General features: G+C 59.5%; 22 protein-coding genes. 10 read left to right on the plus strand and 12 right to left on the minus strand.

All coding sequences use genetic code 11. The annotated features are described in order from the left end of the window. Positions 1–33 precede the first annotated feature (33 nt). The gene (locus PGR6_RS23465) at positions 34–2,880 is read left to right on the plus strand and encodes a valine--tRNA ligase (RefSeq protein WP_018927098.1); all 2,847 of its coding nucleotides are present in this window, start codon (positions 34–36) and stop codon (positions 2,878–2,880) included. A gap of 175 nt (positions 2,881–3,055) precedes the next feature. Continuing rightward, entirely contained in the window at positions 3,056–4,078 is a 1,023-nt protein-coding gene (gene rlmF, locus PGR6_RS23470; protein WP_018927099.1) for a 23S rRNA (adenine(1618)-N(6))-methyltransferase RlmF, read from the plus strand. Between the two features lie 100 nt (positions 4,079–4,178). Here the strand turns inward: rlmF and PGR6_RS23475 are convergent, their stop codons facing one another. Next, positions 4,179–4,460, minus strand: coding sequence for an HU family DNA-binding protein (locus tag PGR6_RS23475; RefSeq protein WP_007905514.1), 282 nt, complete (start codon positions 4,458–4,460; stop codon positions 4,179–4,181). Positions 4,461–4,857: 397 nt separating this feature from the next. Here PGR6_RS23475 and yejK point away from each other — a divergent pair, with 397 nt between their 5' ends. Both yejK and PGR6_RS23485 read left to right on the plus strand, forming a co-directional pair. After that, positions 4,858–5,862 (plus strand): nucleoid-associated protein YejK, encoded by a 1,005-nt coding sequence (gene yejK, locus PGR6_RS23480; protein ID WP_019581084.1) that lies wholly within the window; start codon positions 4,858–4,860, stop codon positions 5,860–5,862. Further along, the gene (locus PGR6_RS23485; RefSeq protein ID WP_018927101.1) at positions 5,862–6,212 is read left to right on the plus strand and encodes a glutaredoxin family protein; all 351 of its coding nucleotides are present in this window, start codon (positions 5,862–5,864) and stop codon (positions 6,210–6,212) included. Before yejK ends, PGR6_RS23485 begins: the two co-directional genes overlap by 1 nt. 152 nt (positions 6,213–6,364) lie before the next feature. Here the strand turns inward: PGR6_RS23485 and PGR6_RS23490 are convergent, their stop codons facing one another. The 5 genes from PGR6_RS23490 to PGR6_RS23510 all read right to left on the minus strand — a co-directional run bounded on the left by PGR6_RS23490 (position 6,365) and on the right by PGR6_RS23510 (position 10,286). After that, the gene (locus PGR6_RS23490; protein WP_064620166.1) at positions 6,365–7,300 is read right to left on the minus strand and encodes a glutathione S-transferase family protein; all 936 of its coding nucleotides are present in this window, start codon (positions 7,298–7,300) and stop codon (positions 6,365–6,367) included. An 88-nt stretch (positions 7,301–7,388) separates the two neighbouring features. Next, on the minus strand, positions 7,389–7,709 hold the full coding sequence (locus PGR6_RS23495) for a GIY-YIG nuclease family protein (RefSeq protein WP_018927103.1): 321 nt from the start codon (positions 7,707–7,709) through the stop codon (positions 7,389–7,391). A gap of 40 nt (positions 7,710–7,749) precedes the next feature. Continuing rightward, positions 7,750–8,220: a nuclear transport factor 2 family protein gene (locus PGR6_RS23500; RefSeq protein ID WP_019581088.1), complete on the minus strand. Its 471-nt coding sequence runs from the start codon at positions 8,218–8,220 to the stop codon at positions 7,750–7,752. A 100-nt stretch (positions 8,221–8,320) separates the two neighbouring features. Beyond that, on the minus strand, positions 8,321–9,637 hold the full coding sequence (locus tag PGR6_RS23505; protein ID WP_064620169.1) for a CynX/NimT family MFS transporter: 1,317 nt from the start codon (positions 9,635–9,637) through the stop codon (positions 8,321–8,323). Continuing rightward, positions 9,627–10,286, minus strand: coding sequence for a FadR/GntR family transcriptional regulator (locus PGR6_RS23510; RefSeq protein WP_018927106.1), 660 nt, complete (start codon positions 10,284–10,286; stop codon positions 9,627–9,629). The genes PGR6_RS23505 and PGR6_RS23510 overlap by 11 nt, the downstream gene beginning before the upstream one ends. 210 nt (positions 10,287–10,496) lie before the next feature. Between PGR6_RS23510 and PGR6_RS23515 the strand changes: the two genes are divergently transcribed. Beyond that, entirely contained in the window at positions 10,497–10,955 is a 459-nt protein-coding gene (locus PGR6_RS23515; protein WP_064620172.1) for an REP-associated tyrosine transposase, read from the plus strand. Positions 10,956–11,097: 142 nt separating this feature from the next. Here PGR6_RS23515 and PGR6_RS23520 read toward each other — a convergent pair whose 3' ends face one another. From PGR6_RS23520 to PGR6_RS23535, 4 genes are all read right to left on the minus strand, one after another. Continuing rightward, a complete protein-coding gene (locus PGR6_RS23520; RefSeq protein ID WP_007936266.1) occupies positions 11,098–11,862 on the minus strand; it encodes an amino acid ABC transporter ATP-binding protein in 765 nt (254 codons plus the stop codon). Positions 11,863–11,873: 11 nt separating this feature from the next. After that, positions 11,874–12,971, minus strand: coding sequence for an amino acid ABC transporter permease (locus PGR6_RS23525; RefSeq protein ID WP_018927108.1), 1,098 nt, complete (start codon positions 12,969–12,971; stop codon positions 11,874–11,876). A gap of 10 nt (positions 12,972–12,981) precedes the next feature. After that, on the minus strand, positions 12,982–14,163 hold the full coding sequence (locus PGR6_RS23530; RefSeq protein WP_018927109.1) for an amino acid ABC transporter permease: 1,182 nt from the start codon (positions 14,161–14,163) through the stop codon (positions 12,982–12,984). A 65-nt stretch (positions 14,164–14,228) separates the two neighbouring features. After that, the gene (locus PGR6_RS23535; protein ID WP_018927110.1) at positions 14,229–15,260 is read right to left on the minus strand and encodes an amino acid ABC transporter substrate-binding protein; all 1,032 of its coding nucleotides are present in this window, start codon (positions 15,258–15,260) and stop codon (positions 14,229–14,231) included. Positions 15,261–15,729: 469 nt separating this feature from the next. Between PGR6_RS23535 and PGR6_RS23540 the strand changes: the two genes are divergently transcribed. From PGR6_RS23540 to PGR6_RS23560, 5 genes are all read left to right on the plus strand, one after another. Beyond that, positions 15,730–16,386 carry an alpha/beta hydrolase gene (locus PGR6_RS23540; protein WP_018927111.1) on the plus strand — a complete coding sequence of 219 codons (657 nt, stop codon included), beginning with the start codon at positions 15,730–15,732 and terminating at the stop codon, positions 16,384–16,386. 85 nt (positions 16,387–16,471) lie between these two features. Then, positions 16,472–17,959, plus strand: a complete 1,488-nt coding sequence (gene rhlB, locus PGR6_RS23545) for an ATP-dependent RNA helicase RhlB (protein WP_018927112.1) — start codon at positions 16,472–16,474, stop codon at positions 17,957–17,959. A 139-nt stretch (positions 17,960–18,098) separates the two neighbouring features. Then, the gene (locus PGR6_RS23550; protein WP_177343104.1) at positions 18,099–19,046 is read left to right on the plus strand and encodes an ornithine cyclodeaminase family protein; all 948 of its coding nucleotides are present in this window, start codon (positions 18,099–18,101) and stop codon (positions 19,044–19,046) included. Between the two features lie 60 nt (positions 19,047–19,106). After that, entirely contained in the window at positions 19,107–20,234 is a 1,128-nt protein-coding gene (locus PGR6_RS23555) for an NAD(P)/FAD-dependent oxidoreductase (protein ID WP_064620178.1), read from the plus strand. Positions 20,235–20,327: 93 nt separating this feature from the next. Next, complete coding sequence (locus tag PGR6_RS23560) at positions 20,328–20,969, plus strand: helix-turn-helix transcriptional regulator (RefSeq protein WP_018927115.1); 642 nt, start codon at positions 20,328–20,330, stop codon at positions 20,967–20,969. A gap of 86 nt (positions 20,970–21,055) precedes the next feature. Here the strand turns inward: PGR6_RS23560 and PGR6_RS23565 are convergent, their stop codons facing one another. Both PGR6_RS23565 and moaE read right to left on the minus strand, forming a co-directional pair. After that, positions 21,056–21,832 carry an ABC transporter substrate-binding protein gene (locus tag PGR6_RS23565; RefSeq protein ID WP_064620181.1) on the minus strand — a complete coding sequence of 259 codons (777 nt, stop codon included), beginning with the start codon at positions 21,830–21,832 and terminating at the stop codon, positions 21,056–21,058. A 238-nt stretch (positions 21,833–22,070) separates the two neighbouring features. Beyond that, positions 22,071–22,523 carry a molybdopterin synthase catalytic subunit MoaE gene (moaE, locus tag PGR6_RS23570; protein ID WP_018927117.1) on the minus strand — a complete coding sequence of 151 codons (453 nt, stop codon included), beginning with the start codon at positions 22,521–22,523 and terminating at the stop codon, positions 22,071–22,073. Between the last annotated feature and the right edge of the window lie 2 nt (positions 22,524–22,525).

Here is a 22,525-nt window from a genome sequence, read left to right on the forward strand (position 1 = left end):
TCCTGAATAAATGCCAATAGGGTCCCGCCGCGCATGGATAAGACCTACCAGCCGCACGCCATTGAAACTTCCTGGTACAACACCTGGGAGTCCGAGAACTACTTCGCCCCTCAAGGCGAGGGCGAGTCCTACACCATCATGATCCCGCCGCCGAACGTCACCGGCAGCCTGCACATGGGTCACGGCTTCAACAACGCGATCATGGACGCCCTGATCCGTTTCCGCCGTATGCAGGGTCGCAACACCCTGTGGCAGCCAGGCACCGACCACGCCGGTATCGCCACGCAAATGCTGGTGGAGCGTCAACTCGAAGCTCAGGGCCAGAATCGCCACGATCTGGGCCGTGAGAAATTCCTCGAGAAAGTCTGGGAATGGAAGGATCAGTCCGGCGGCAACATCAGCCGTCAGATCCGCCGCCTCGGCTCGTCCGTGGATTGGAGCCGTGAGCGCTTCACCATGGACGACGGCCTCTCGGAGGCGGTGAAAGAAGCCTTCGTGCGCCTGCACGAGGACGGTCTGATCTATCGCGGCAAGCGTCTGGTCAACTGGGACACCAAGCTGCACACGGCGATTTCCGACCTTGAAGTGGAAAACCACGACGAGAAAGGTTTCCTGTGGAACCTGAAGTACCCGCTGGCCGATGGCGCCAAAACCGCTGAAGGCAACGACTACCTGATCGTCGCGACCACGCGTCCGGAAACCATGCTCGGCGACGCCGCCGTGGCCGTTAACCCGAACGATGAACGCTACAAAGCCCTGATCGGCAAATTTGTCGAGCTGCCGCTGGTTGGCCGCCGCATCCCGATCATCGCCGACGATTACTGCGACCCTGAATTCGGCACCGGCTGCGTGAAAATCACCCCGGCCCACGATTTCAACGACTACGAAGTCGGCAAGCGCCACAACCTGCCGCTGCTGAACATCTTCGACAAAAACGCCCATGTGCTGCCTGCGGCCCAGGTGTTCAATCTCGACGGCACACTGAACGAGAGCATCGACGGCAAGATCCCGGCCGAATACGCCGGCCTCGACCGCTTCGAAGCGCGCAAGCAGATCGTGGCAGCGTTCGAAGCCGCCGGCCTGCTGGTCAGCGTCGACGACCACGCCCTGAAAGTGCCTAAAGGCGACCGCTCCGGCACCATCATCGAGCCGTGGCTGACCGACCAGTGGTACGTGTCCACCAAGCCATTGGCCGAGCCGGCCATCGCCGCGGTTGAAGACGGCCGCATTCAGTTCGTGCCAAAGCAGTACGAAAACATGTACTTCTCGTGGATGCGCGATATCCAGGACTGGTGCATCAGCCGTCAGCTGTGGTGGGGCCACCGGATTCCGGCCTGGTACGACGAGTCGGGCAAGGTCTACGTCGGTCGCGACGAAGCCGAAGTGCGTGCCAAGCACAACCTGGGCGCCGACATAGCGCTGCAACAGGACAACGACGTTCTGGATACCTGGTTCAGTTCGGGCCTGTGGACCTTCTCCACCCTGGGCTGGCCGGAGCAGACCGAATTCCTGAAGAAATTCCACTCCACCGACGTGCTGGTGACCGGTTTCGACATCATTTTCTTCTGGGTTGCCCGGATGATCATGCTCACCATGCACCTGGTGAAAAACGAAGACGGCACGCCGCAGGTTCCGTTCAAGACTGTTTATGTGCACGGCCTGGTGCGTGACGGCCAGGGCCAGAAGATGTCCAAGTCCAAGGGCAACGTCCTGGACCCCCTGGACATCATCGACGGTATCGAGCTGGAAGAGCTGGTGCAGAAACGCACCTCCGGCATGATGCAGCCGAAACTGGCGAAGAAGATCGAGAAGCAGACCCGCGACGAGTTCGCCGAAGGCATCGCCAGCTATGGCACCGACGCCCTGCGCTTCACGTTCTGCTCGCTGGCGTCCACCGGTCGCGACATCAAGTTCGACATGGGCCGCGTCGAAGGCTACCGCAACTTCTGCAACAAGATCTGGAACGCCGCGCGCTACGTACTGGACAAGGGTGAAGACTGCGGCCAGAACGGCGAAGCCTATGAGCTCTCGCTGGCGGATCGCTGGATCATCTCGCAGTTGCAACGCACTGAAGCCGAAGTGACCCGTCAGCTCGATCAGTTCCGTTTCGACCTGGCAGCACAAGCCTTGTACGAGTTCATCTGGAACCAGTATTGCGACTGGTACCTGGAACTGTCCAAGCCTGTGCTGTGGGACGAAAACGCGCCGGTCGAGCGTCAGCGCGGCACCCGTCGCACTCTGGTTCGAGTGCTGGAAGTCGCTTTGCGCCTGGCTCACCCGTTCATGCCATTCATCACCGAAGAAATCTGGCAGCGCGTCGCACCGCTCGCCGGTATTCAAGGCAAGACGATCATGCTGCAACCTTGGCCAGTGGCCGTTGAGGCACGCATCGACCAGGCTGCCGAAGACGATATCGAATGGCTCAAGGGTCTGATGCTCGGCACCCGTAACATCCGCGGTGAAATGAACATCGGTCCAGGCAAGCCGCTGAACCTGTTCCTGAAAAACGTCAGCGCCGAAGATCAGCGTCGACTCACCGAGAACGAAGCCCTGCTGAAGAAGCTGGCGCGCCTGGAATCGATCACTGTTCTGAAGGCTGGCGAAGAAGCACCACTGTCCGCCACCGCACTGGTTGGCGAGATGGAAGTGCTGGTGCCGATGGCCGGCCTGATCGACAAGGACGCCGAACTGGCGCGCCTGGACAAGGAAATCCTGCGTTTGCAGGGCGAAGTTCAGCGCGTCGGCGGCAAGCTGTCCAACGCCGGTTTCGTCGACAAGGCTCCGGCCGAAGTCATCGAGAAGGAACGCGCCAAACTGGCTGAAGCTGAACAGGCTTTGGGCAAGCTGGCCGAGCAACATGCGCGGATTGCCAGTTTGTAACGGCACATCGCAATGAAACAGGGAGGCCCCAGCGGCCTCCCTTTTTTATGCCCGCTACATTCTCCCAAACACCCGCTGCCACAGGGACATGCGGCGATCTTCACAATTGGGTGACCAGCAGCTGGATGTGGGACAATACCCGCCACTTTTAGCCATACCCGAATCGACCTCGCCCATGACCGCCCCCAGCACACCCAAACCTGCGCGCAAAAAGCCTAAACCCGCGACCCCGGCCAAAGCCGTGGAGCCACGCGAGAAGGCCAGCCTGCACCCGCGCAATCGCCATCAGGGTCGTTACGACTTCCCGGCGCTGATCAAGAGCACGCCGGAACTGGCGAAGTTCGTGATCATCAATCCGTACGGCAAGGAGAGCATCGACTTCGCCAGCCCGGACGCGGTGCGGGTGTTCAACCGGGCGCTGCTCAAGGCGTTCTACGGCATCGCCCATTGGGACATCCCGGCCGACTACCTGTGCCCGCCGGTTCCGGGCCGTGCCGACTACGTGCACTTCCTGGCCGACCTGCTGGCCAGCGTCAACGACGGCGAGATCCCTCGCGGCGCGCCGGTCAAGGTGCTCGATATCGGCATGGGCGCCAACTGCGTCTATCCGCTGATCGGCTACAGCGACTACCGTTGGCACTTCCTCGGCTCGGAAATCGACCCGATAGCCGTAGCCTCAGCCAAAGCCATCGTGCAGTCCAACGGGCTGAACAAAGCCATCCAGCTTCGCCAGCAAACTAATCCCAAGCACATTCTGTTGGGCTTGCTCGAACCTGGCGAACGCTTTGACCTGACGATGTGCAACCCGCCGTTCCACGCCTCGATGGACGAGGCGACCAAGGGTAGCGTGCGTAAATGGCGCGCGCTGGGCCGCGCCGATCCAAAACGCAAACTGCCGGTGCTGAACTTTGGCGGGCAATCGGCCGAACTGTGGTGTGAAGGTGGCGAGGCACGGTTTGTGACGCAACTAATCGCCGAGAGCGCGCACTTTCAACACAAAGTGCTTTGGTTCAGCACCCTGGTCTCGAAAGCCTCGAACCTGCCGGCGATCCAGACGGCGCTGAAAAAGGCCGGCGTATTGGAAAGCCAGGTCGTGGAAATGTCCCAAGGGCAGAAGCAAAGTCGCTTCGTCGCCTGGACCTTCCAGACCAAATCCGAGCAACAGGTCTGGCGCGAGCGCTGGGCCCGCAAAAGCTGAGTAACAACCGAGACAGCGATTGAGCCTGATCAATCGCTGAATCGCAGACACAAAAAAACCGTGCCCGGATTGCTCCGGAGCACGGTTTTTTTAACAAGTCTTACTTGTTGACAGCGTCGGTCAGGCCTTTGGCCACAACCAGCTTGATCACTTTCTTGGCAGCGATTTCGATGGCAGCGCCAGTCGAAGGGTTGCGGCCGGTACGGGCAGGACGCTCAGTCACTTTCAGCTTGCCGATACCTGGCAGAGTGATTTCGCCGCCGTTTTCCAGCTGATCGGCAACGATTTGGCCCAGTTGGTCCAGAGCGTTACGCGCGGTGGTTTTTGGCGCGTCGATAGCTTCAGCGATGTCGGCGATCAGTTGGTCTTTAGTAAGAGCCATTGTAGTGTTCCTTCCCTATCAAATTCATATGGATTGCAGAGTGCAGTGTCAGCCATCGAGCCCGATCTTCTGGATCTGGCACCCTCGGCCATAACCACGACGAGTCGGGGTTATAGATACCGAAATCAGGGTTTGGTTCGACCTGACAAATGCTGAATGCACGCTTAACGCAGTGACTTCGCGTAAGACCGGGCAAAACTAGCACAGAGACGGGGAAATATCCGCCTCTAGCTACCCATTTGGTCAGCTTTATTGCTCTAAATCGGGAAAAAATCACATCAGGGTCGCCGGAGAGCTTCGAATTGCCCTTCGGACCACGCCAAAACCAGTGGTTGCGGTACACTGGGCGCTTTTTCGGGGGAGCACGCCCTCCTCTCTCCAATCAGCCGAGAAGCCCATGCCGATCCGTCATTGCATCGTCCACCTGATCGACAAAAAACCCGACGGCACACCCGCAGTTCTTCACGCCCGCGACTCTGAACTGGCTGAGTCCGCGGCCATCGAGAACATGCTCGCCGACTTGAATGAAAGCTATAACGCCAAACAGGGCAAAGCCTGGGGGCTGTTCCATCCGGAGTCCGGTGCATTTCCATTCAGCGGCTGGCTGAAGGAATACCTCGACGGTGGTCGTGACTTCACGGCCTTCAGCCGGGTGGCGGTCGAGCATCTGCAAAAGCTGATGGAAGAATCCAACCTCTCGGTCGGTGGCCATGTGCTGTTTGCGCATTACCAGCAAGGCATGACCGATTACCTGGCCATCGCCCTGCTGCACCACAGCGAAGGCGTGGCGGTGACCGATCAGCTGGACGTGACCCCTTCGCGACATCTGGACCTTGGCCAGTTGCACCTGGCGGCGCGGATAAACGTCTCCGAGTGGCAGAACAACAAGCAGTCCAAGCAGTACATCTCGTTCATCAAAGGCAAGAACGGCAAAAAGGTTTCGGAGTACTTCCGCGACTTCATCGGCTGCCAGGAAGGCGTCGACGGCCCCGGTGAAACCCGCACTCTGCTCAAGGCGTTCAGTGACTTCGTCGAAAGCGAAGACCTGCCGGAAGAGTCCGCGCGTGAGAAGACCAAGACCCTGGTGGATTACGCCAGCAGCCAGGCCAAAATGGGCGAGCCCATGGGCCTGGAAGAGTTGTCCGGACTGATCGACGAAGATCGCCCGAAAGCCTTCTACGATCACATCCGCAACAAGGACTACGGCCTGTCCCCGGAGATCCCGGCGGACAAGCGTACCCTGAACCAGTTCCGCCGCTTCACCGGTCGCGCCGAAGGCCTGTCGATCAGCTTCGAAGCGCACCTGTTGGGTTCGAAGATCGAATACGACGAGGAGGCCGGCACGCTGATCATCAAAGGCCTGCCGACCCAACTGACCGACCAGCTCAAGCGACGCAACTGATGCTCGGTGGCGTGTTGAAAAAATTCCTGCTGATCCTGCTGGTGGTTGTGGTTTACCAGAACTGGGGCAAGATCGAGCGGGTGCTTCACCCCTCGCAGGTGGTGTCCGAGCAGACCCAGGCCAAGGCCAACGTCGTGCTCTACGCCACTGACTGGTGCGGCTACTGCAAGCTGACCCGGCGCTTCCTCGATCAGAAAGGCATTCCGTACAAGGAATTCGATATCGAGAAGGATGCCGTGGCGCGCAAAGCCTATGAGGCACTCGGCGGACGCGGGATTCCGATCATCGATGTGAATGGAACGTTGATTCGCGGGTATGACCCGGACCAGGTGCTTGCGGCGCTGAAATAACCATCAGCTTCAAACAATCCTGTGGCGAGGGGGCTTGCCCCCGTTCGGCTGCGCAGCAGTCGCAATTTCCCGTGGATACGGTTTTCTCATCGAAATCCTGGGGGCGCTTCGCGACCCAACGGGGGCAAGCCCCCTCGCCACAGGTGCGTACGTCAGCAAGCCTCTATGCGAAACCCGAACCGCGGAAAGTGCACATGCACCACACCGGCCCGCTCGTCTTCACGGCGCAGAATCAACTCTTCGCTGCCGGCAAACATCAACTCACCCGCCACCGGATCAACCCCGTAATCAGTCGCCGCGATTACCACCTGCTGGCCAACCTCGAACCCGTTCGGCTCATCGAACTGCTCATCCGGCAACGGGGCCGGTGTGGCATTGCGGGCAATCTCTAGCGCTTGCTCGGCCGTCATCTCGCTGAACGCGCCATGACCAAAACCCATCACGCGGCCAAACCACGCCGAAACGGCCGGATAAGCATCCACCAACGGTGACGTCACGTGCGTCGCCTTGAGGAACCACAGCGAGTGAGCCAGGGCAAAGTCGGCAATCGACGGTTCGCCGAACAGGAAGTCCCCCTGCTCACGCTCAAGCTGCTGCTCCAGACGCGCCATGATCGTTGGCCACTGATGCTTTGCCTGCTCGGCCGACAACCGAGTGGCACTGCCACCGCTGAACAAGCCGGAGCGATCGGCCAGAAATGCCTTGATCGCTTCCGGCGACAATTTGCCGAAGCGCACCGCTACCGATTCTGGCTGGAACACCAGGCTGACTGCATGCTGGAACACCACCGAATCGGCCCATGCCGCGAAGGTCGCCGTGACCATTTCCTGGCCTTCCGGGAAAAACGCCGGTGAAGCTTTTTCCTGCTCCAGACGACGAGCGATCAACGCGGTATCGCAATAGACATCAGCACCGATCTGCAACACCGGCGTCTTGCGGTAGCCGCCGGTCAGGGCTGTCAGATCGGGCTTGGGCATCACCGGCGAGATCATCACAGAGCGCCAGGACAACCCCTTGAAGCCCAGCAGCAAGCGGGCCTTTTCGGCGAAAGGGGACGTCGGGTAATGATGCAGAATCAACTCGGACATGCTCGGCTCCGCCGCTCGGATAAGGAGCCCGCAGCTTAGCGCGCAATCGGCAGGCAGCCTACCCATCTGCCTGATGAGCACTTATCAGTCAGATTGATAAGCCCGCAGCCGCACTCGCCACCAGACATTCCTTGGCGCTTTTCTTGAGTTTCTTGATCAAACGCTCCTGGCGCAGCGCTTCGCCTTTATCGCGGCAGCGCTCGGTATAAACCAGCGCCACGGCCGGGCTCGACAGGAAGAAACGCGCGCCCTTGCCACTCTGATGGGTGGCGAAGCGACGTACGGGATCGTCGCTGATCCCGCAGTAGAGCGAACCATTGGCCGCGCGAACGAGGTAAACGAACCAGGGTTTGCTGACAGGCACCGACGGTTCGGCGGCAATGACGGAAGATTCGCTCGAGGTGCTCACGTGACGATCAAGGCTTGAAAGAAAACAAGCCGCGATCTTATCAGCGACTGGCCTGGAATGCCTTCAGGCCCTTCAAGGCCTGAGCACGCACGGCGTTTCTCACCACCGGCGTCCAGCCCAGCAACAGCCCTTTGAAACCCAGCGCCTGACGCGACCAGCGCCACAGATCAAAACTGTCGTGGTGCTCGCAGATCTTGCCGTCGCGAAATACGAAACGCGCCTGAATGTCGTTGACCACGATATTGCCGGTCTGGCTGAACAGGTACGTCGCCACCCAATGGGCGCCGCCAGTGCGCTCATCGCTGCGCACGTTATCGAAGGTCAGGGAGAAGTCCTTGGCGCGGGTGGTGAGCATGCGCCACATATCGCCGGCATCGCGCCCGCGCAGCTCGCCGAACGCCGGATCACTGAACACCACGTCGTCGGTGTAGCAGGCGCTCATGGCCTCGGCATCCAGCCGCTGAAAGGCTTGGTAGAACCGGGTGATCAAGGCGTTGTGGGCATCACTCATGGGCAGGCTCCGGAAAATAGGCAGATTGCCAGCACGATAATCTGCAAACAGACGAAACACCATCAGCATTCGTACCCCGAATACCGACAGTGTGTGCGAATCAGATCTTTTCGCTTTCGACCTGCACGTACAGCGAACGCCCGGCACCTAGGCCGGCGATGATCGCGCCGAGACCAATGACACCGAAGATCCAGCCCAGAGCGCTCCAGCCGCCAGTCCAGTCATGCACCACACCGACCGCGAACGGCCCCATGGATGCCAGGGTGTAGCCGAAACCCTGGGCCATGCTCGACAGGTTGGCGGCGACATGGGCATCCCTCGAGCGCAGCACGATCAGGGTCAATGCCAGGCTGAACGTAGCACCCTGCCCCAGTCCCAGCAGGATTGCCCAGCCCCACAGACCTTCGATCGGCGCATACAGGCAACCGAACAAGCCGCCGAGGGTCATTGCCATGACGATCACGATCGCCAGCCGCTGATCCTTGCCACGGGTCGCCAGCCACGGTGCGGCCAGCGAGCTGATCAACTGGACAATCACCGAACCCGACAGCACCAGACCGGCCTGGGTTGGCGTCAGACCGCGACCGATCAGAATCGACGGCAGCCAACCGAATACGATGTAGGCCAGAGACGATTGCAGGCCCATGTACAAGGTCACTTGCCAGGCCAGCGGATCGCGCAACAGGCCTCGGACCCGATAGGCAACGTTATGTGCGCCGTGTTTCTGACCGACTTGCGGCAGCCAGAACATCGCCGCGACCAAGGCCGGAACCACCCAGAAGCCAAGGCCCAGCGCCCAACTCTTATCGAAATGTTCGCTCAACGGCACGGTCGCGCCCGCCGCCATGGCCGCGCCCAGGCACAGGGCCATGGTGTAGACGCCGGTCATGGTGCCGGCCTGTTTCGAGAAGTCGCGCTTGACGATGCCGGGCAGCAGCACGCCGATCACCCCGATGCTGGCGCCGGCCAGCACGCTGCCGGCGAAAAGGCCGATCTCGCCGAACGAGCTGCGCAGAATAATCCCGCCGGCCAACATCAGGAGAATCCCCAGCACCACCCGCTCGGCACCAAAACGTCGCGCAAGCACCGGCGCCAACGGCGCGAACAGACCAAGGCAAAGCACCGGCAAGGTGGTCAGCAAACCGGCCTGGGCAGCCGATAGCCCCAGTGTTTTCGAGACCTCGCTGAGCATCGGCGCCATGCTCGACAGCGCCGGACGCAAGTTCAGCGCCACCAGAATCAGCCCCAGCAGCAACAGCCACGGGCGCCGCAGGAGCGGGTGACTTCGCTGAACCTCTGCATCATCGGCCTCGGCATCGATCAACAGCTCTTCGAGCTCCGCCGTCCGCTTGAGCTCGGTGATGCGGCTGTGGCTCGCCTGCTGACTGGACATCGGATTCTCGGTTTCAAGGTTCATTGATCAATTGCCTCATCAGGGCTTTGGCCCGTTCCGGGTCGCGTTGTTCGACGGCATCGAGCAGCTCGATATGCAGGTCGAACACCGCTTGGCGTCGGGGGGTGACGTTCAGGGTCTGACGCAACTGCGCGCCCACGACGCTGGAAAAGTAGCGATACAGCTCGCTGAGGGTCGGGTTGTGCGCCGCGTCCACCAGACGACGGTGAAACACCAGGTCACAGGCGATGTAGGTGTCGAGATCGCCGTGGTAGTGACTGCCGCTGACGCCCAGCGCCTCGCGCAACGCCACCAGGTCTTCATCGGTGCGGCGTAATGCAGCCAGACCGATGGCTTCGACTTCCAGAATGTGCCGGGTTTCCCGAGCCTGTTCCTGAGAGCAGCGGGACAGCGCCTTCATCGTATCCAATGGATCGACTACCGCCCGCAGGTAGCTGCCGTCGCCCTGGCGGATCTCGATCAACCCGGAAAACGCCAACACGCGCATGGCTTCGCGCACGGTGTTGCGGCTGATGCCCAGCTCCGTCGCCAATTCCGGCTCGGTGGGCAAACGCTGGCCGACCGTCCAGACACCTTGATTAATGCGCAGGCGCAGCTGGTCCAGGGCCTGATCGACCAAGGACCGTTTAATTAATGGAGAAATATCTGACATAGAATTCGCCCTTTCATCCAATCATAGGATGAATTTTCTGACATGTTAGTCAGCTTCGTCCGACAAGGCAACGGGCTCACGCAAACCCTGTAGGAGCCGGCTTGCTGGCGATGGCGATCGTACCGACACATTCAGAACTGAACTTTGGCAATGCCCCTCACTATTGCGTACTAGCCTTCTGTTTCTCTCAAAACACAGGAGGGCAATGGAATGCCCGATCTTCCCCATGCCAATCGCTTACGCGCCGGACGTTATTCCCAAACCGGCCGAATCTACCTGCTGACAGCTGTCACCTGGAATCGCACCCCGTTTTTTACTGACTGGCGGGCAGGACGTCTGGTGGTAGACCACTTTCGTCAGGCGCAGACAGAAGAATGGGTCGATTCCCTCGCCTGGGTGGTGATGCCCGACCATTTTCATTGGCTGGTCGAACTGAAGAACAACTCGTTGTCGGCGTTGGTGCTGGCAACCAAATCACGCAGCGCGCGGGCGGTAAACGCGCGACTGGAGCGCAGAGGGATGGTATGGCAGAGAGGTTTCCATGATCGCGCGATTCGCCGTGAAGCGGATCTGCAAGCGGTCGCCCGATACATCGTTGCCAATCCATTGCGTGCGGGGCTTGTCACACCTGTGCACGATTACCCATTGTGGGATGCCAAATGGCTATAGCCGGGATACTCGGTGGCGTCTGGTATGCCGCCATCGCCAGCAAGCCGGCTCCTACAGGGTTCGCGGTCAGCAGGTGGAGCGTTTCATTGGAGCAAAAAAAACCCGGAACAGAGTCCGGGTTTATTTCACTGCCAAGCGCCTATCAATGCAGGATCTGGCTCAGGAACAACTTCGTCCGCTCGTTCTGCGGGTTGTCGAAGAAGTCGTTCGGCGCGGCCTGCTCGACGATTTCACCCTTGTCCATGAAGATCACGCGGTTGGCCACGGTACGGGCGAAGCCCATTTCGTGGGTCACGCAGAGCATGGTCATGCCGTCTTCGGCCAGGCCGATCATGGTGTCCAGAACCTCTTTCACCATCTCCGGGTCGAGTGCCGACGTCGGTTCGTCGAACAGCATGATTTTCGGTTTCATGCACAGGGCACGGGCAATCGCCACACGCTGTTGCTGACCACCGGACAGTTGCCCTGGGTATTTATGCGCCTGCTCTGGAATGCGTACGCGTTCCAGGTAATGCATGGCGATTTCTTCGGCCTTGCGCTTGGGCATCTTGCGTACCCACATCGGCGCCAGGGTGCAGTTCTGCAGAATGGTCAGGTGCGGGAACAGGTTGAAGTGCTGGAACACCATGCCGACTTCACGGCGGATCGCTTCGATCTGCTTGAGGTCGTTGGTCAGTTCCACGCCATCGACCACGATACGGCCCTGCTGGTGTTCTTCCAGGCGATTGAGGCAACGGATGGTGGTGGATTTGCCGGAACCCGACGGGCCGCACAGCACGATACGCTCGCCCTGCTTGACGTTCAGGTTGATGTCTTTCAACACGTGGAACTGGCCGTACCACTTGTTTACGCCCTGCATCTGAATAATGCCTTGAGGACTCACAGGCTGTTTGATCGCTTCACTCATAAACTACGCTCCTAACGCTTGTGGCCAGTGTCCAGCTTGCGTTCCAAATGCATGGAATAGCGGGACATACCAAAACAGAAAATCCAGAACACCAGGGCCGCGAACACATAGCCTTCAGTGGCCATGCCCAACCATTTCGGGTCGGCGGCGGCTTGCTTGACGCTGTTGAGCAAGTCGAACAGGCCGATGATGATCACCAGGCTCGTGTCCTTGAACAGCGCAATGAAGGTGTTGACGATGCCAGGGATTACCAGCTTCAGGGCTTGCGGCAAAATCACCAGGCCCATGCTGCGCCAGTAACCGAGGCCCATCGCCGCAGCCGCTTCGTACTGACCTTTAGGGATCGCTTGCAGACCGCCACGCACCACCTCGGCGATGTAGGCCGACTGGAACAGGATCACGCCGATCAACGCCCGCAGCAATTTGTCGAAGTTCATGCCTTCGGGCAGGAACAACGGCAACATCACCGACGACATGAACAGCACCGTGATCAACGGCACACCGCGCCAGAACTCGATGAAGGTCACGCAGACCACCCGAATCGCCGGCATGTTCGAACGACGGCCCAGGGCCAGCACGATACCCAGCGGCAGTGCGCCGACGATACCAACGGTAGCGATCACCAGGGTCAGCATCAGGCCGCCCCACTGGCTGGTCGCCACCTGGCTCAGACCGAATACACCACCGTGCAGCAGGAGGTAGGCAATGATCGGATAGAGCACCAGAAAGCTCAGGCCGTAGATTGCCTTGTGCGGAACACGTGCGATGAACAACGGCGCCACGCCGATGACTGCCAGCCACACGGTCAGGTCCACGCGCCAGCGCAAGTCCACCGGGTAGTAGCCATACATGAACTGGCCGAAGCGCTGCTCAATGAACACCCAGCAGGCACCGGCCTTGGTGCAATCGGCACGGGTGGTGCCGACCCAATTGGCGTCGAGAATCGCCCAGCTCACGAGCGGCGGAACTATCAGGTAAATCAGATAGAACGCGAACAGCGTCAGCAGGGTGTTGATCCAGCTGGAAAACATGTGCGCCCGCATCCACGCCACGACACCGATGCTGCTGCTCGGTGGAGGCATGTCGGGTTTGAAAGTATGAGTCGTCATGCGCTCTTCCTTACCGCTCGATCAGCGCAATGCGCTTGTTGTACCAGTTCATCAGCAGGGAAATGCTGATACTGATCGCCAGGTACACGCTCATGGTGATGGCAATGACTTCGATCGCCTGTCCGGTCTGGTTCAGCACCGTACCGGCAAACAACGACACCATCTCCGGATAACCGATACCGGCCGCCAGCGAGGAGTTTTTCGCCAGGTTCAGGTATTGGCTGGTCAGCGGCGGAATGATCACACGCAGGGCTTGCGGGATGATCACCTTGCGCAGGGTCGGACCGTTGCGCAGCCCCAGCGAGTGAGCCGCTTCGGTCTGGCCGTGGCTGACCGACTTGATGCCCGAACGCACGATTTCGGCGATGAACGCCGCGGTGTACACCGTCAGGGCCAGGGTCAGTGCCAGCAGTTCAGGGATCAGCACCCAGCCGCCTACAAAGTTGAAACCTTGCAGCTGTGGCATTTCCCAATGCAGCGGCGCGCCGAAGATCAATGCGCACAACGCAGGGATCACCAGGAACATCGCCAGGCCTACCCAGAATTTGTGGAACGGTACGCCGGTCTCTTCGAAACGCTTGTTGGCCCAGCGGCACATCAGCACGATCGCGACAATGGCCACGACGATGCTCGCCACAAACGGCCAGAAACCGTTCGCTATCAACGCTGCCGGCATGTTCAGGCCGCGGCTGCTGACGAAGAAGGTGTCGCCGAAGTTATGGCTATTGCGCGGCCCTGGCATGGTGAGAAACACCGCGAAGTACCAGAACAGGATTTGCAGCAGCGGCGGAATGTTACGGAAGACCTCGACATAAACCGTCGCCATCTTGGCAATGATCCAGTTCTTCGAGAGTCGTGCCACACCGACGATGAAACCGAGGATCGTCGCCAGGATCACGCCGATGAACGTCACCAGCAAGGTGTTGAGCAGACCGATGACAAACACCCGGGCATAACTGTCCGATTCGGTGTAGTCGATCAGGTGCTGAGCGATGCCGAAACCGGCGCTGCGCTCAAGAAAGCTAAAACCGGAGGTAATGCCCCGGTGTTGCAGGTTGGTTTGAGTGTTGTCGAACAGGTACCAACCCATCCCGACCACGGCGAGAACCGTAATGATCTGAAACAGCCACGCACGCACTCGCGGATCGCTGAGGCTGAACCTCTGCTTTGGTGCGCCGATTGAATTTTGCATGAAGTGCCCCGGAAATAATGGAACAGAACATCACCCGGTGGTTGGCCCACCGGGCGATAGAACCATCAGCGCACTGGTGGTGCGTATTGAATGCCGCCGTTGGTCCACAGGGCGTTCAAGCCACGATCGATTTCCAGCGGAGTGCCCTTGCCGAGGTTTCTCTCGAAGACTTCGCCGTAGTTACCGACCTGCTTGACGATTTTCACCACCCAGTCTTTCGGCAGCTTCAGATCCTTGCCGTACTCACCGTCGGCGCCCAGCAGACGAGCAACGTCCGGGTTCTTGGTCGACTTGGCTTCTGCCTCGACGTTCTTCGAAGAGATACCGGCTTCTTCGGCGTTGAGCATCGCGTAGCCAACCCAACGAACGATTGCCAGCCACTCATCGTCGCCGTTACGCACGACCGGCCCCAAAGGCTCTTTGGAGATGGTTTCAGGCAGAACGATGTAATCTTTCGGCGAGGCCAGTTTGCTGCGCTGTGCATACAACTGGGACTTGTCGGAGGTCAGCACGTCGCAACGACCGGATTCCAGCGACTTGGCGCTTTCATCGGAAGTGTCGAAGGTGATCGGGGTGTACTTCAGGCCGTTGGCGCGGAAGTAGTCGGACACGTTCAGCTCGGTGGTGGTACCGGCTTGAATACAGATGGTCGCGCCATCCAGTTCCTTGGCACTTTTCACGCCCAGCTTGCTGTTGGCCAGGAAGCCTACGCCGTCGTAATAGGTGATGAAGCCAGGAAACTTCAGGCCCATGCCCGCATCACGGGAGCTGGTCATGGTGGAGTTGCGCGACAGCATGTCGATTTCGCCGGATTGCAGAGCAGTGAAACGCTCCTTGGCATTCAACTGGCTGAATTTGACCTTGGTCGCATCACCAAACACTGCAGCAGCTACAGCGCGGCAGAAGTCAGCATCGATGCCAACGATCTTGCCGGTAGAGTCCGGAACCGAGAAACCCGGCAAACCGTCACTCACACCGCACTGTACAAAACCTTTCTTCTGCACTGCATCCAGGGTTGCACCCGCCTGAGCGAACCCACTGACACCGAGCACTGCAGCTGCAGTCACGACGGCCAGGGTGGATTTCAACATCTTCATTCAAACCTCCAGTTTTGCTCTTGTTGTGTCGGAGCTTGAGCCCTGTCGCACCCTTTTGAGGCGTTGCTGACCCTTGTTGGCTTTTTTTAGGGTCAACCGACGTAAGGACCGTCGCTATGAGTCTAGTAGGAGAAAATCCACATCATGGATAACTCACTTCTCACCAATCGGCCGAACGGGCTGTAGCCCTTTCACGTTCGCGAAGCCCGTAGCGGCCACTGGCGAACATCCATCACCGGATTCTTTGCTATCCCACGACTAGCCATACACTGATAGTGTTACCGCCAGGCACGAGATTGGTTGCACAGGGTTCCCCATAGCAAAGCCCGTACCAGACCGCTCGCTAAAGCGATTCAGCGACAGGTCAATAGCAAAACTTTCAACCTTGCGACATCTTCTTAACTGATCAACCGATGGCGCACTCGAACCTCGCACACAATGAGAGCGCACGCACAACAATGGAGCAGACATGACCGAGCCCCTGATTCTTCAACCCGTCAAGCCCGCAGATGCCTGCGTAATCTGGCTGCATGGGCTGGGTGCCGACCGCTACGATTTTTTGCCGGTAGCTGAAGCGCTACAGGAAAACCTGCTCACTACCCGTTTCGTTTTGCCCCAGGCTCCGACCCGCGCCGTCACCATTAATGGTGGCTACGAGATGCCAAGCTGGTACGACATATTGGCCATGAGCCCGGCACGCGCCATCAGCCGCGAGCAGTTGGAGGAGTCCGCGCAACGGGTCGTGAATTTGATTGAAGTGCAGAAGGCCGGCGGAATAGACGCCTCGCGGATCTTTCTCGCCGGTTTTTCCCAGGGCGGCGCCGTGGTTTTGCACACAGCCTTCCTGAAATGGCAGGGACCGTTGGGCGGTGTACTTGCGCTCTCGACTTATGCCCCGACATTCAGCGATGAACTGGAGCTTTCCGCCAGCCAGCAGCGCATTCCCGTGTTGTCGTTGCATGGTCAGTATGATGACGTCGTGCAAAACTCCATGGGCCGGACCGCCTACGAGTATTTAAAGCAGCATGGTGTCACCGTGACATGGCAGGAATACCCAATGGGCCACGAAGTGTTACCCGAAGAAATTCGCGACATCGGCGTCTGGCTCGCCGAGCGTTTGCGCTAAAAGCTACCCTTTGATCCATCGCACTACGCCGCGCCCGATTCTTGCATTACACTGGCCGGCGTACATTCCTTAACCAATTGATGAGATGACCGTGCTCAAAGCACTCAAGAAAATGTTCGGTAAAAGCGAGGCTGAGCAGCTCGCGCCAGGCTCCAGCGCTCCTTCTCATACCCCCAGCCACCGTACCGACGGTAATCAGCCTGGCCGGACCGCAACCGTAGCGGCACCGAAACACGAGCCGGTGACCACACCGACCGCCCCCTCTGCTCCGGCCATTGCCTCTGAACAGCCGCGCAGCGAAGCCCCGAAACCGGCAAAACCACGCCGCGAACCGAAGCCAAAGGCGCCGGTCATCCCCTGGAAACTCGAAGACTTCGTCGTCGAACCCCAGGAAGGCAAAACCCGCTTCCACGATTTCAAACTCGCCCCCGAACTGATGCACGCCATTCAGGACCTGGGCTTTCCTTATTGCACGCCGATCCAGGCGCAGGTGCTTGGCTTCACCCTCGCGGGCAAAGACGCCATCGGTCGCGCCCAGACCGGTACCGGCAAAACCGCCGCGTTCCTGATTTCGATCATCACGCAGCTGCTGCAAACCCCGCCACCCAAAGAACGCTACATGGGTGAACCGCGAGCATTGATCATCGCCCCGACCCGGGAACTGGTGGTGCAAATCGCCAAGGACGCGGCCGACCTGACCAAGTACACCGGCCTCAACGTCATGACGTTTGTCGGCGGCATGGACTTCGACAAGCAGCTCAAGCACCTCGAAGCCCGTCACTGCGACATCCTCGTGGCCACTCCGGGCCGCTTGCTCGACTTCAACCAGCGCGGCGACGTGCACCTGGACATGGTTGAAGTCATGGTGCTGGACGAAGCCGACCGGATGCTCGACATGGGTTTCATCCCGCAGGTGCGTCAGATCATTCGCCAGACTCCACCGAAGAACGAACGTCAGACTCTGCTGTTCTCCGCGACCTTCACCGACGACGTGATGAACCTGGCCAAGCAATGGACCACCGACCCGTCGATCGTCGAGATCGAAGCGCAGAACGTGGCCAGCGAAAACGTCGAGCAACACATCTACGCGGTGGCCGGCGCCGACAAGTACAAACTGCTCTATAACCTGGTCAACGATAACGGCTGGGAACGGGTGATGGTCTTCGCCAACCGCAAGGACGAAGTGCGGCGCATCGAAGAACGCCTGGTGCGCGATGGCGTCAACGCCGCGCAACTGTCCGGCGATGTGCCGCAGCACAAGCGCATCAAGACCCTGGAAGGTTTCCGCGAAGGCAAGATCCGGGTTTTGGTCGCCACCGATGTGGCCGGTCGCGGCATTCACATCGACGGCATCAGCCACGTGATCAACTTCACCCTGCCGGAAGTCCCGGACGACTACGTGCACCGCATCGGTCGTACTGGCCGTGCCGGCGCCGATGGTGTGTCCATCAGCTTTGCCGGTGAAGACGACTCCTACCAGCTACCGTCCATCGAGGCGCTGCTGGGTCGCAAGATCAGTTGTGAAACGCCACCGACGCATCTGCTGCGGGCGGTTGAGCGCAAGCGCCCATAACACGGGTCGCAGAATAAAAGGCGCAGCCGGAGACGGACTGCGCTTTTTTTTCGTCCGGTTTTTTCAACAGGAGCTTGCTCGAGACAACTAAAAGTCCATAATGGACAAATTAGTTTACTTTCAGCACCCGGAGTCGACCATGCCCAGCACGCCTTACGTGATCACCCAACCCCAGGCCCGCGAACTGTTGGCGCAAGTCGACGTGCCGCAGATCCTGCGCAAGCTGTTCCGCGACCTGGCCGCCGGGCAAGCCGTGCAACCGGTCCAGCAGTTGGTGGAATTCCCGAAAGGTGCCGGGGACTTCATCAACTACTTGGGCGTGCTGGCCGAAGACGGCGTGTATGGCGTCAAGACATCGCCCTACATCGTGCGTGAGCAAGGCCCATTGGTGACCGCCTGGACGCTGTTGATGTCGATGCAGACCGGCCAGCCGCTGCTGCTCTGCGATGCCGGTGAACTGACCACCGCACGCACCGCGGCGACGACAGCAGTGGCGGTCGATGCCCTCGCACCGCTGAAGGCCCAACGCCTGGCGATCATCGGCAGCGGCAAAGTGGCCCAGGCGCACCTGCACTATGTGAAGAACCTGCGAGACTGGCAAAGCATCAGCCTGTATTCACCGAGCTTGCGCGGCAAGAACGCCGAAACGCTGGCGCAACTCGAAAGCCTCGATCCACGGCTGACCCTCGCCGACAGTTGCGACAACGCGATACAAGACGCTGACGTAATCATGCTTTGCACTTCGTCCGCCGGCCCGGTGATCGACCCGTCCATGTTGAGCAAACCGGCACTGATCACGTCCATCAGCACCAATGCTCCGCGTGCCCATGAAGTGCCGCCGCAGAGCCTCAATGACATGCAGGTATTCTGCGACTATCGCCAGACCACCCCGAGCTCGGCCGGCGAAATGCTGATCGCCGGTGAACAGCATGGCTGGGACAAGCGCTCGATAGTCGGCGACCTGCCCGACTTGCTCAGCGGAAAAGTGCAGCGCCCGGACTACGACCGACCTGTGTTTTTCCGCTCCATCGGCCTGGGCCTGGAAGACATCGCACTGGCCAATGCCATTTACCGCCTACTGGGCTAACACCCGCTCCCACAGGGATCCCCAACAATTTCGGCATTTACGCCCCATCAGGAGACGTTCATGAGCCAGGCAGATTTCATCATTATCGGCGGCGGGATTGCCGGTGCTTCCACCGGTTTCTGGCTGTCGCAGCACGGACGGGTGATTGTGCTCGAGCGCGAATCCCATCCGGCCTATCACTCCACCGGACGCTCGGCGGCGCTCTATACCGCCGCCTACGGCACGCCCCAGGTTCGGGCATTGACCCTGGCCAGCCGCGATTTCTTCGATGCACCACCGCCCGGTTTCTGCGAACACCCGCTGCTGACCCCGCGCGGTGAGATGACCGTCGACTTCACGGGCGATCCGGCCGAGCTGAACAATCAATACCTGAGCGCCAAAGCCACCGTGCCGCAGATGCAACTGCTCAGCGCCGACGAAGCCTGTGCGCGTCTGCCGATCCTGCGTCGGGAAAAAGTCCATGGCGCGATCTACGACCCAACCGCCAGCGACATCGATACCGATGCCCTGCACCAAGGCTATCTGCGCGGTATCCGGCGCAATAAAGGCGAGGTGCATACCGACAGTGAAGTGCTGAGCCTGGCCCGGGATACCGAAGGGCTATGGCAGGTTCAAACCGCCACTCAGACCTTCAGCGCCCCGATCATCATCAACGCCGCCGGCGCCTGGGCCGACAAGGTTGGCGAGCTGGCCGGTGCACGGCCTCTGGGCCTGCAACCCAAGCGCCGGGCAGCCTTTATCTTCGCCGGCCCCGAGGGCCTGGATAGCCATGACTGGCCAATGCTGGTCAGTCTCGATGAATCGTTCTACATGAAACCCGACGCCGGCATGTTCCTCGGCTCACCGGCCAACGCCGATCCGGTGGAACCGCACGACGTGCAGCCCGAAGAACTGGACATCGCCATGGGCATCTACCAGATCGAAGAGGCCACCACCCTGACCATCCGCCGCCCGACCCGCACCTGGGCCGGCTTGCGCAGTTTCGTGCACGACGGGGATTTGCTGTCCGGCTTCGATCAACACGTACCGGGCCTGTTCTGGGTGGCGGGACAAGGCGGCTACGGCATCCAGACGTCACCGGCCATGGGCCAGGCCAGTGCTGCACTGGTACGCGGCGAAGCCTTGCCCGAACAGCTCACCCGTTTCGGTCTGGACGCCGCGATGCTCTCCCCCGCCCGCCTGGGTTGATCCTGATCCTCAGGTGACGTGCCCACACGATTGCGGCAAACTTCCAGTGCCCCTTTTTAAAGGGGCACTGACGCTGGCCTGGAGCTCCACTGTATGAACGCACCTGAAAAAAACTCGGCCCTGGACAATGTGTCCATGGACAACTTCCGCGCGATTGCCGATGCCATCGCCACGTTGTTCTTCCCTCACGCCGAGGTGGTGCTGCACGACCTGCGCACACAAAAGGTCGACTACATCGCCAACAACCTGTCCAAACGGGAAATTGGAGACGACTCGTCGCTGGAGGACATGCTCAGCGAAGAGGTCAGTGAACGAAACATCGGGCCGTACGAAAAGCTCAACTGGGACGGCCAGAAGATTCGCAGCCTCAGCAGCGTGCTGCGCGACAGCGAAGGGCAACCGCTGGCAGTGCTGTGCATCAACCTGAATATCTCGTTGTTCGAGAACGCGAAGGCGGCGCTGGATTTGTTCCTGTCGCCGACCAAGCTGATTCCGCAACCGGACTCACTGTTTCGCGATGACTGGCAAGAACGGATCAACACTTTTCTGCATGCCTGGCTGCGCGAGCGCCAGTTGAGCCTGAATGTGCTGACCCGCGACCACAAACGCGAACTGGTGCTGGCGCTGCACGCCGAAGGCGCCTTCAAAGGCAAAAGCGCCTCCAACTACGTGGCCAATGTGCTGAACATGGGCCGGGCGACGGTGTACAAGCATTTGAAGGAATTGAAGGGCTGAAAATCAAAAGATCGCAGGCTGCGCCAGCTCCTACAGAGAAATGTGGTCCTCTTTAGGAGCTGCCGAAGGCTGCGATCTTTTTCCGATCAATCGCCGTAGATGTCGGACTTGAAGTACTTCTCCGAAATCTTCTGGTATTCGCCATTGGCGCGAATGCCGTCGATGGCCGCGTTCAGTTCACTGACCAACTCGGTGTTGCCCTTGCGCACGGCAATCCCGGCGCCCTCACCCACGTATTTCGGATCCTTGAGTTCCGGCCCGACAAAGGCGTAACCCTTGCCGCGCGGCATGGACAGGAAATCACTCAATGGAATGGTGTCGGCAAAAATGGCATCGAGGCGACCTGCCGCCAGGTCCATGTAGATTTCTTCGTTGTTGCCGTAACGCTTGACGTTGATGCCCTTCGGTTCGAAAACCTCGGTGGCGTAACGATCCGTGGTGGTTGCGCGCTGTACGCCGACTGTCTTGCCCTTGAGGCTGGCGTACTGGTCATCGACCGCCGCGCCTTCCTTCATCACCAGTCGCGATGAGGTGAAGTAGTACTTGTGGGTGAAATCCACCGACTTCTTACGGTCTTCATTGATGGTCATGGACGACAGCGCCATGTCGATTTTCTTCACTTTCAGGGAAGGAATCAGACCGTCGAATTCGCCTTCGACCCACACACACTTGACCTTCATCTGCGCGCACAGGGCGTTGCCAATGTCGTAGTCGAAACCGACAATTTCACCTTTGTCGGTTTTCGATGCGAACGGCGGATAGGCCGCTTCAATACCGATGCGCAGGCTTTTCTCGGCAGCGAACACGCTACTGCACGCCAACAGGCTCAGGGCCAGACCGGTGATGAGGGGGAATTTCTTCATGTTCGTTCTCTCGCGGGTTGTTGTTGGTTTGGCAAGACAGAAGAAAAAGCTGAAACAGGGAACGCCTTTTTTGTACTTATAAATCCATACTGGACTTTTATGTATTAACCGTCAATCGGGCGCATACAGATCTTCCAGCCTCTGGTCGGGAGGGGAATCAGTGGATTTTTGGGTGATGCAGAAGGCCTCTTCGCGGACAAGTCGGACCGCGAAGGTGTATTCGAAAGCACTGGAGGAATTACTGCTTCCAGCGATCCGCCGCCGCATGATCGCTGTCGCGCCCTTCAACCCAGCGCGCGCCATCACTGGTGTTTTCTTTCTTCCAGAATGGCGCGCGGGTTTTCAGGTAGTCCATGACAAAGGCGCAGGCATCGAACGCTGCCTGACGGTGGGCGCTGGCGGCACCGACGAAGACGATCGGCTCGCCCGGCTCCAGTGCGCCGATGCGATGCAGCACTTCCAGCTTCAACAGCGGCCAGCGCTGCTCGGCCTCCGCGGCAATCTTGCCCAAGGCTTTTTCGGTCATGCCCGGGTAGTGCTCCAGAAACATCCCGGCGACGTCGAGGCCGTCATTGAAGTCGCGTACATAGCCGACAAAACTCACCACCGCACCGACGCCCACATTGGCCGCGTGCATGGCGTTGACCTCAGCGCCCGGGTCGAACGGCGTGGGCTGCACACGAATCGCCATGG

This window comes from Pseudomonas sp. GR 6-02 (assembly GCF_001655615.1).
In the GTDB taxonomy this organism is placed as follows: domain Bacteria; phylum Pseudomonadota; class Gammaproteobacteria; order Pseudomonadales; family Pseudomonadaceae; genus Aquipseudomonas.

Excerpts from the sequence above, each read along its gene's own strand:
- PGR6_RS23485 (WP_018927101.1), top strand. The coding sequence starts at position 5,862 with ATGCTCGGTGGCGTGTTGAAAAAATTCCTGCTGATCCTGCTGGTGGTT.
- PGR6_RS23510 (WP_018927106.1), bottom strand. The coding sequence starts at position 10,286 with ATGTCAGATATTTCTCCATTAATTAAACGGTCCTTGGTCGATCAGGCC.
- rlmF (WP_018927099.1), top strand. The coding sequence starts at position 3,056 with ATGACCGCCCCCAGCACACCCAAACCTGCGCGCAAAAAGCCTAAACCC.
- PGR6_RS23520 (WP_007936266.1), bottom strand. The coding sequence starts at position 11,862 with ATGAGTGAAGCGATCAAACAGCCTGTGAGTCCTCAAGGCATTATTCAG.
- PGR6_RS23525 (WP_018927108.1), bottom strand. The coding sequence starts at position 12,971 with ATGACGACTCATACTTTCAAACCCGACATGCCTCCACCGAGCAGCAGC.
- PGR6_RS23555 (WP_064620178.1), top strand. The coding sequence starts at position 19,107 with ATGAGCCAGGCAGATTTCATCATTATCGGCGGCGGGATTGCCGGTGCT.
- PGR6_RS23500 (WP_019581088.1), bottom strand. The coding sequence starts at position 8,220 with ATGAGTGATGCCCACAACGCCTTGATCACCCGGTTCTACCAAGCCTTT.
- PGR6_RS23535 (WP_018927110.1), bottom strand. The coding sequence starts at position 15,260 with ATGAAGATGTTGAAATCCACCCTGGCCGTCGTGACTGCAGCTGCAGTG.
- PGR6_RS23565 (WP_064620181.1), bottom strand. The coding sequence starts at position 21,832 with ATGAAGAAATTCCCCCTCATCACCGGTCTGGCCCTGAGCCTGTTGGCG.
- moaE (WP_018927117.1), bottom strand. The coding sequence starts at position 22,523 with ATGGCGATTCGTGTGCAGCCCACGCCGTTCGACCCGGGCGCTGAGGTC.
- PGR6_RS23490 (WP_064620166.1), bottom strand. The coding sequence starts at position 7,300 with ATGTCCGAGTTGATTCTGCATCATTACCCGACGTCCCCTTTCGCCGAA.
- PGR6_RS23540 (WP_018927111.1), top strand. The coding sequence starts at position 15,730 with ATGACCGAGCCCCTGATTCTTCAACCCGTCAAGCCCGCAGATGCCTGC.
- PGR6_RS23515 (WP_064620172.1), top strand. The coding sequence starts at position 10,497 with ATGCCCGATCTTCCCCATGCCAATCGCTTACGCGCCGGACGTTATTCC.
- yejK (WP_019581084.1), top strand. The coding sequence starts at position 4,858 with ATGCCGATCCGTCATTGCATCGTCCACCTGATCGACAAAAAACCCGAC.
- PGR6_RS23475 (WP_007905514.1), bottom strand. The coding sequence starts at position 4,460 with ATGGCTCTTACTAAAGACCAACTGATCGCCGACATCGCTGAAGCTATC.
- PGR6_RS23465 (WP_018927098.1), top strand. The coding sequence starts at position 34 with ATGGATAAGACCTACCAGCCGCACGCCATTGAAACTTCCTGGTACAAC.
- PGR6_RS23530 (WP_018927109.1), bottom strand. The coding sequence starts at position 14,163 with ATGCAAAATTCAATCGGCGCACCAAAGCAGAGGTTCAGCCTCAGCGAT.
- PGR6_RS23550 (WP_177343104.1), top strand. The coding sequence starts at position 18,099 with ATGCCCAGCACGCCTTACGTGATCACCCAACCCCAGGCCCGCGAACTG.
- rhlB (WP_018927112.1), top strand. The coding sequence starts at position 16,472 with ATGACCGTGCTCAAAGCACTCAAGAAAATGTTCGGTAAAAGCGAGGCT.
- PGR6_RS23505 (WP_064620169.1), bottom strand. The coding sequence starts at position 9,637 with ATGAACCTTGAAACCGAGAATCCGATGTCCAGTCAGCAGGCGAGCCAC.
- PGR6_RS23560 (WP_018927115.1), top strand. The coding sequence starts at position 20,328 with ATGAACGCACCTGAAAAAAACTCGGCCCTGGACAATGTGTCCATGGAC.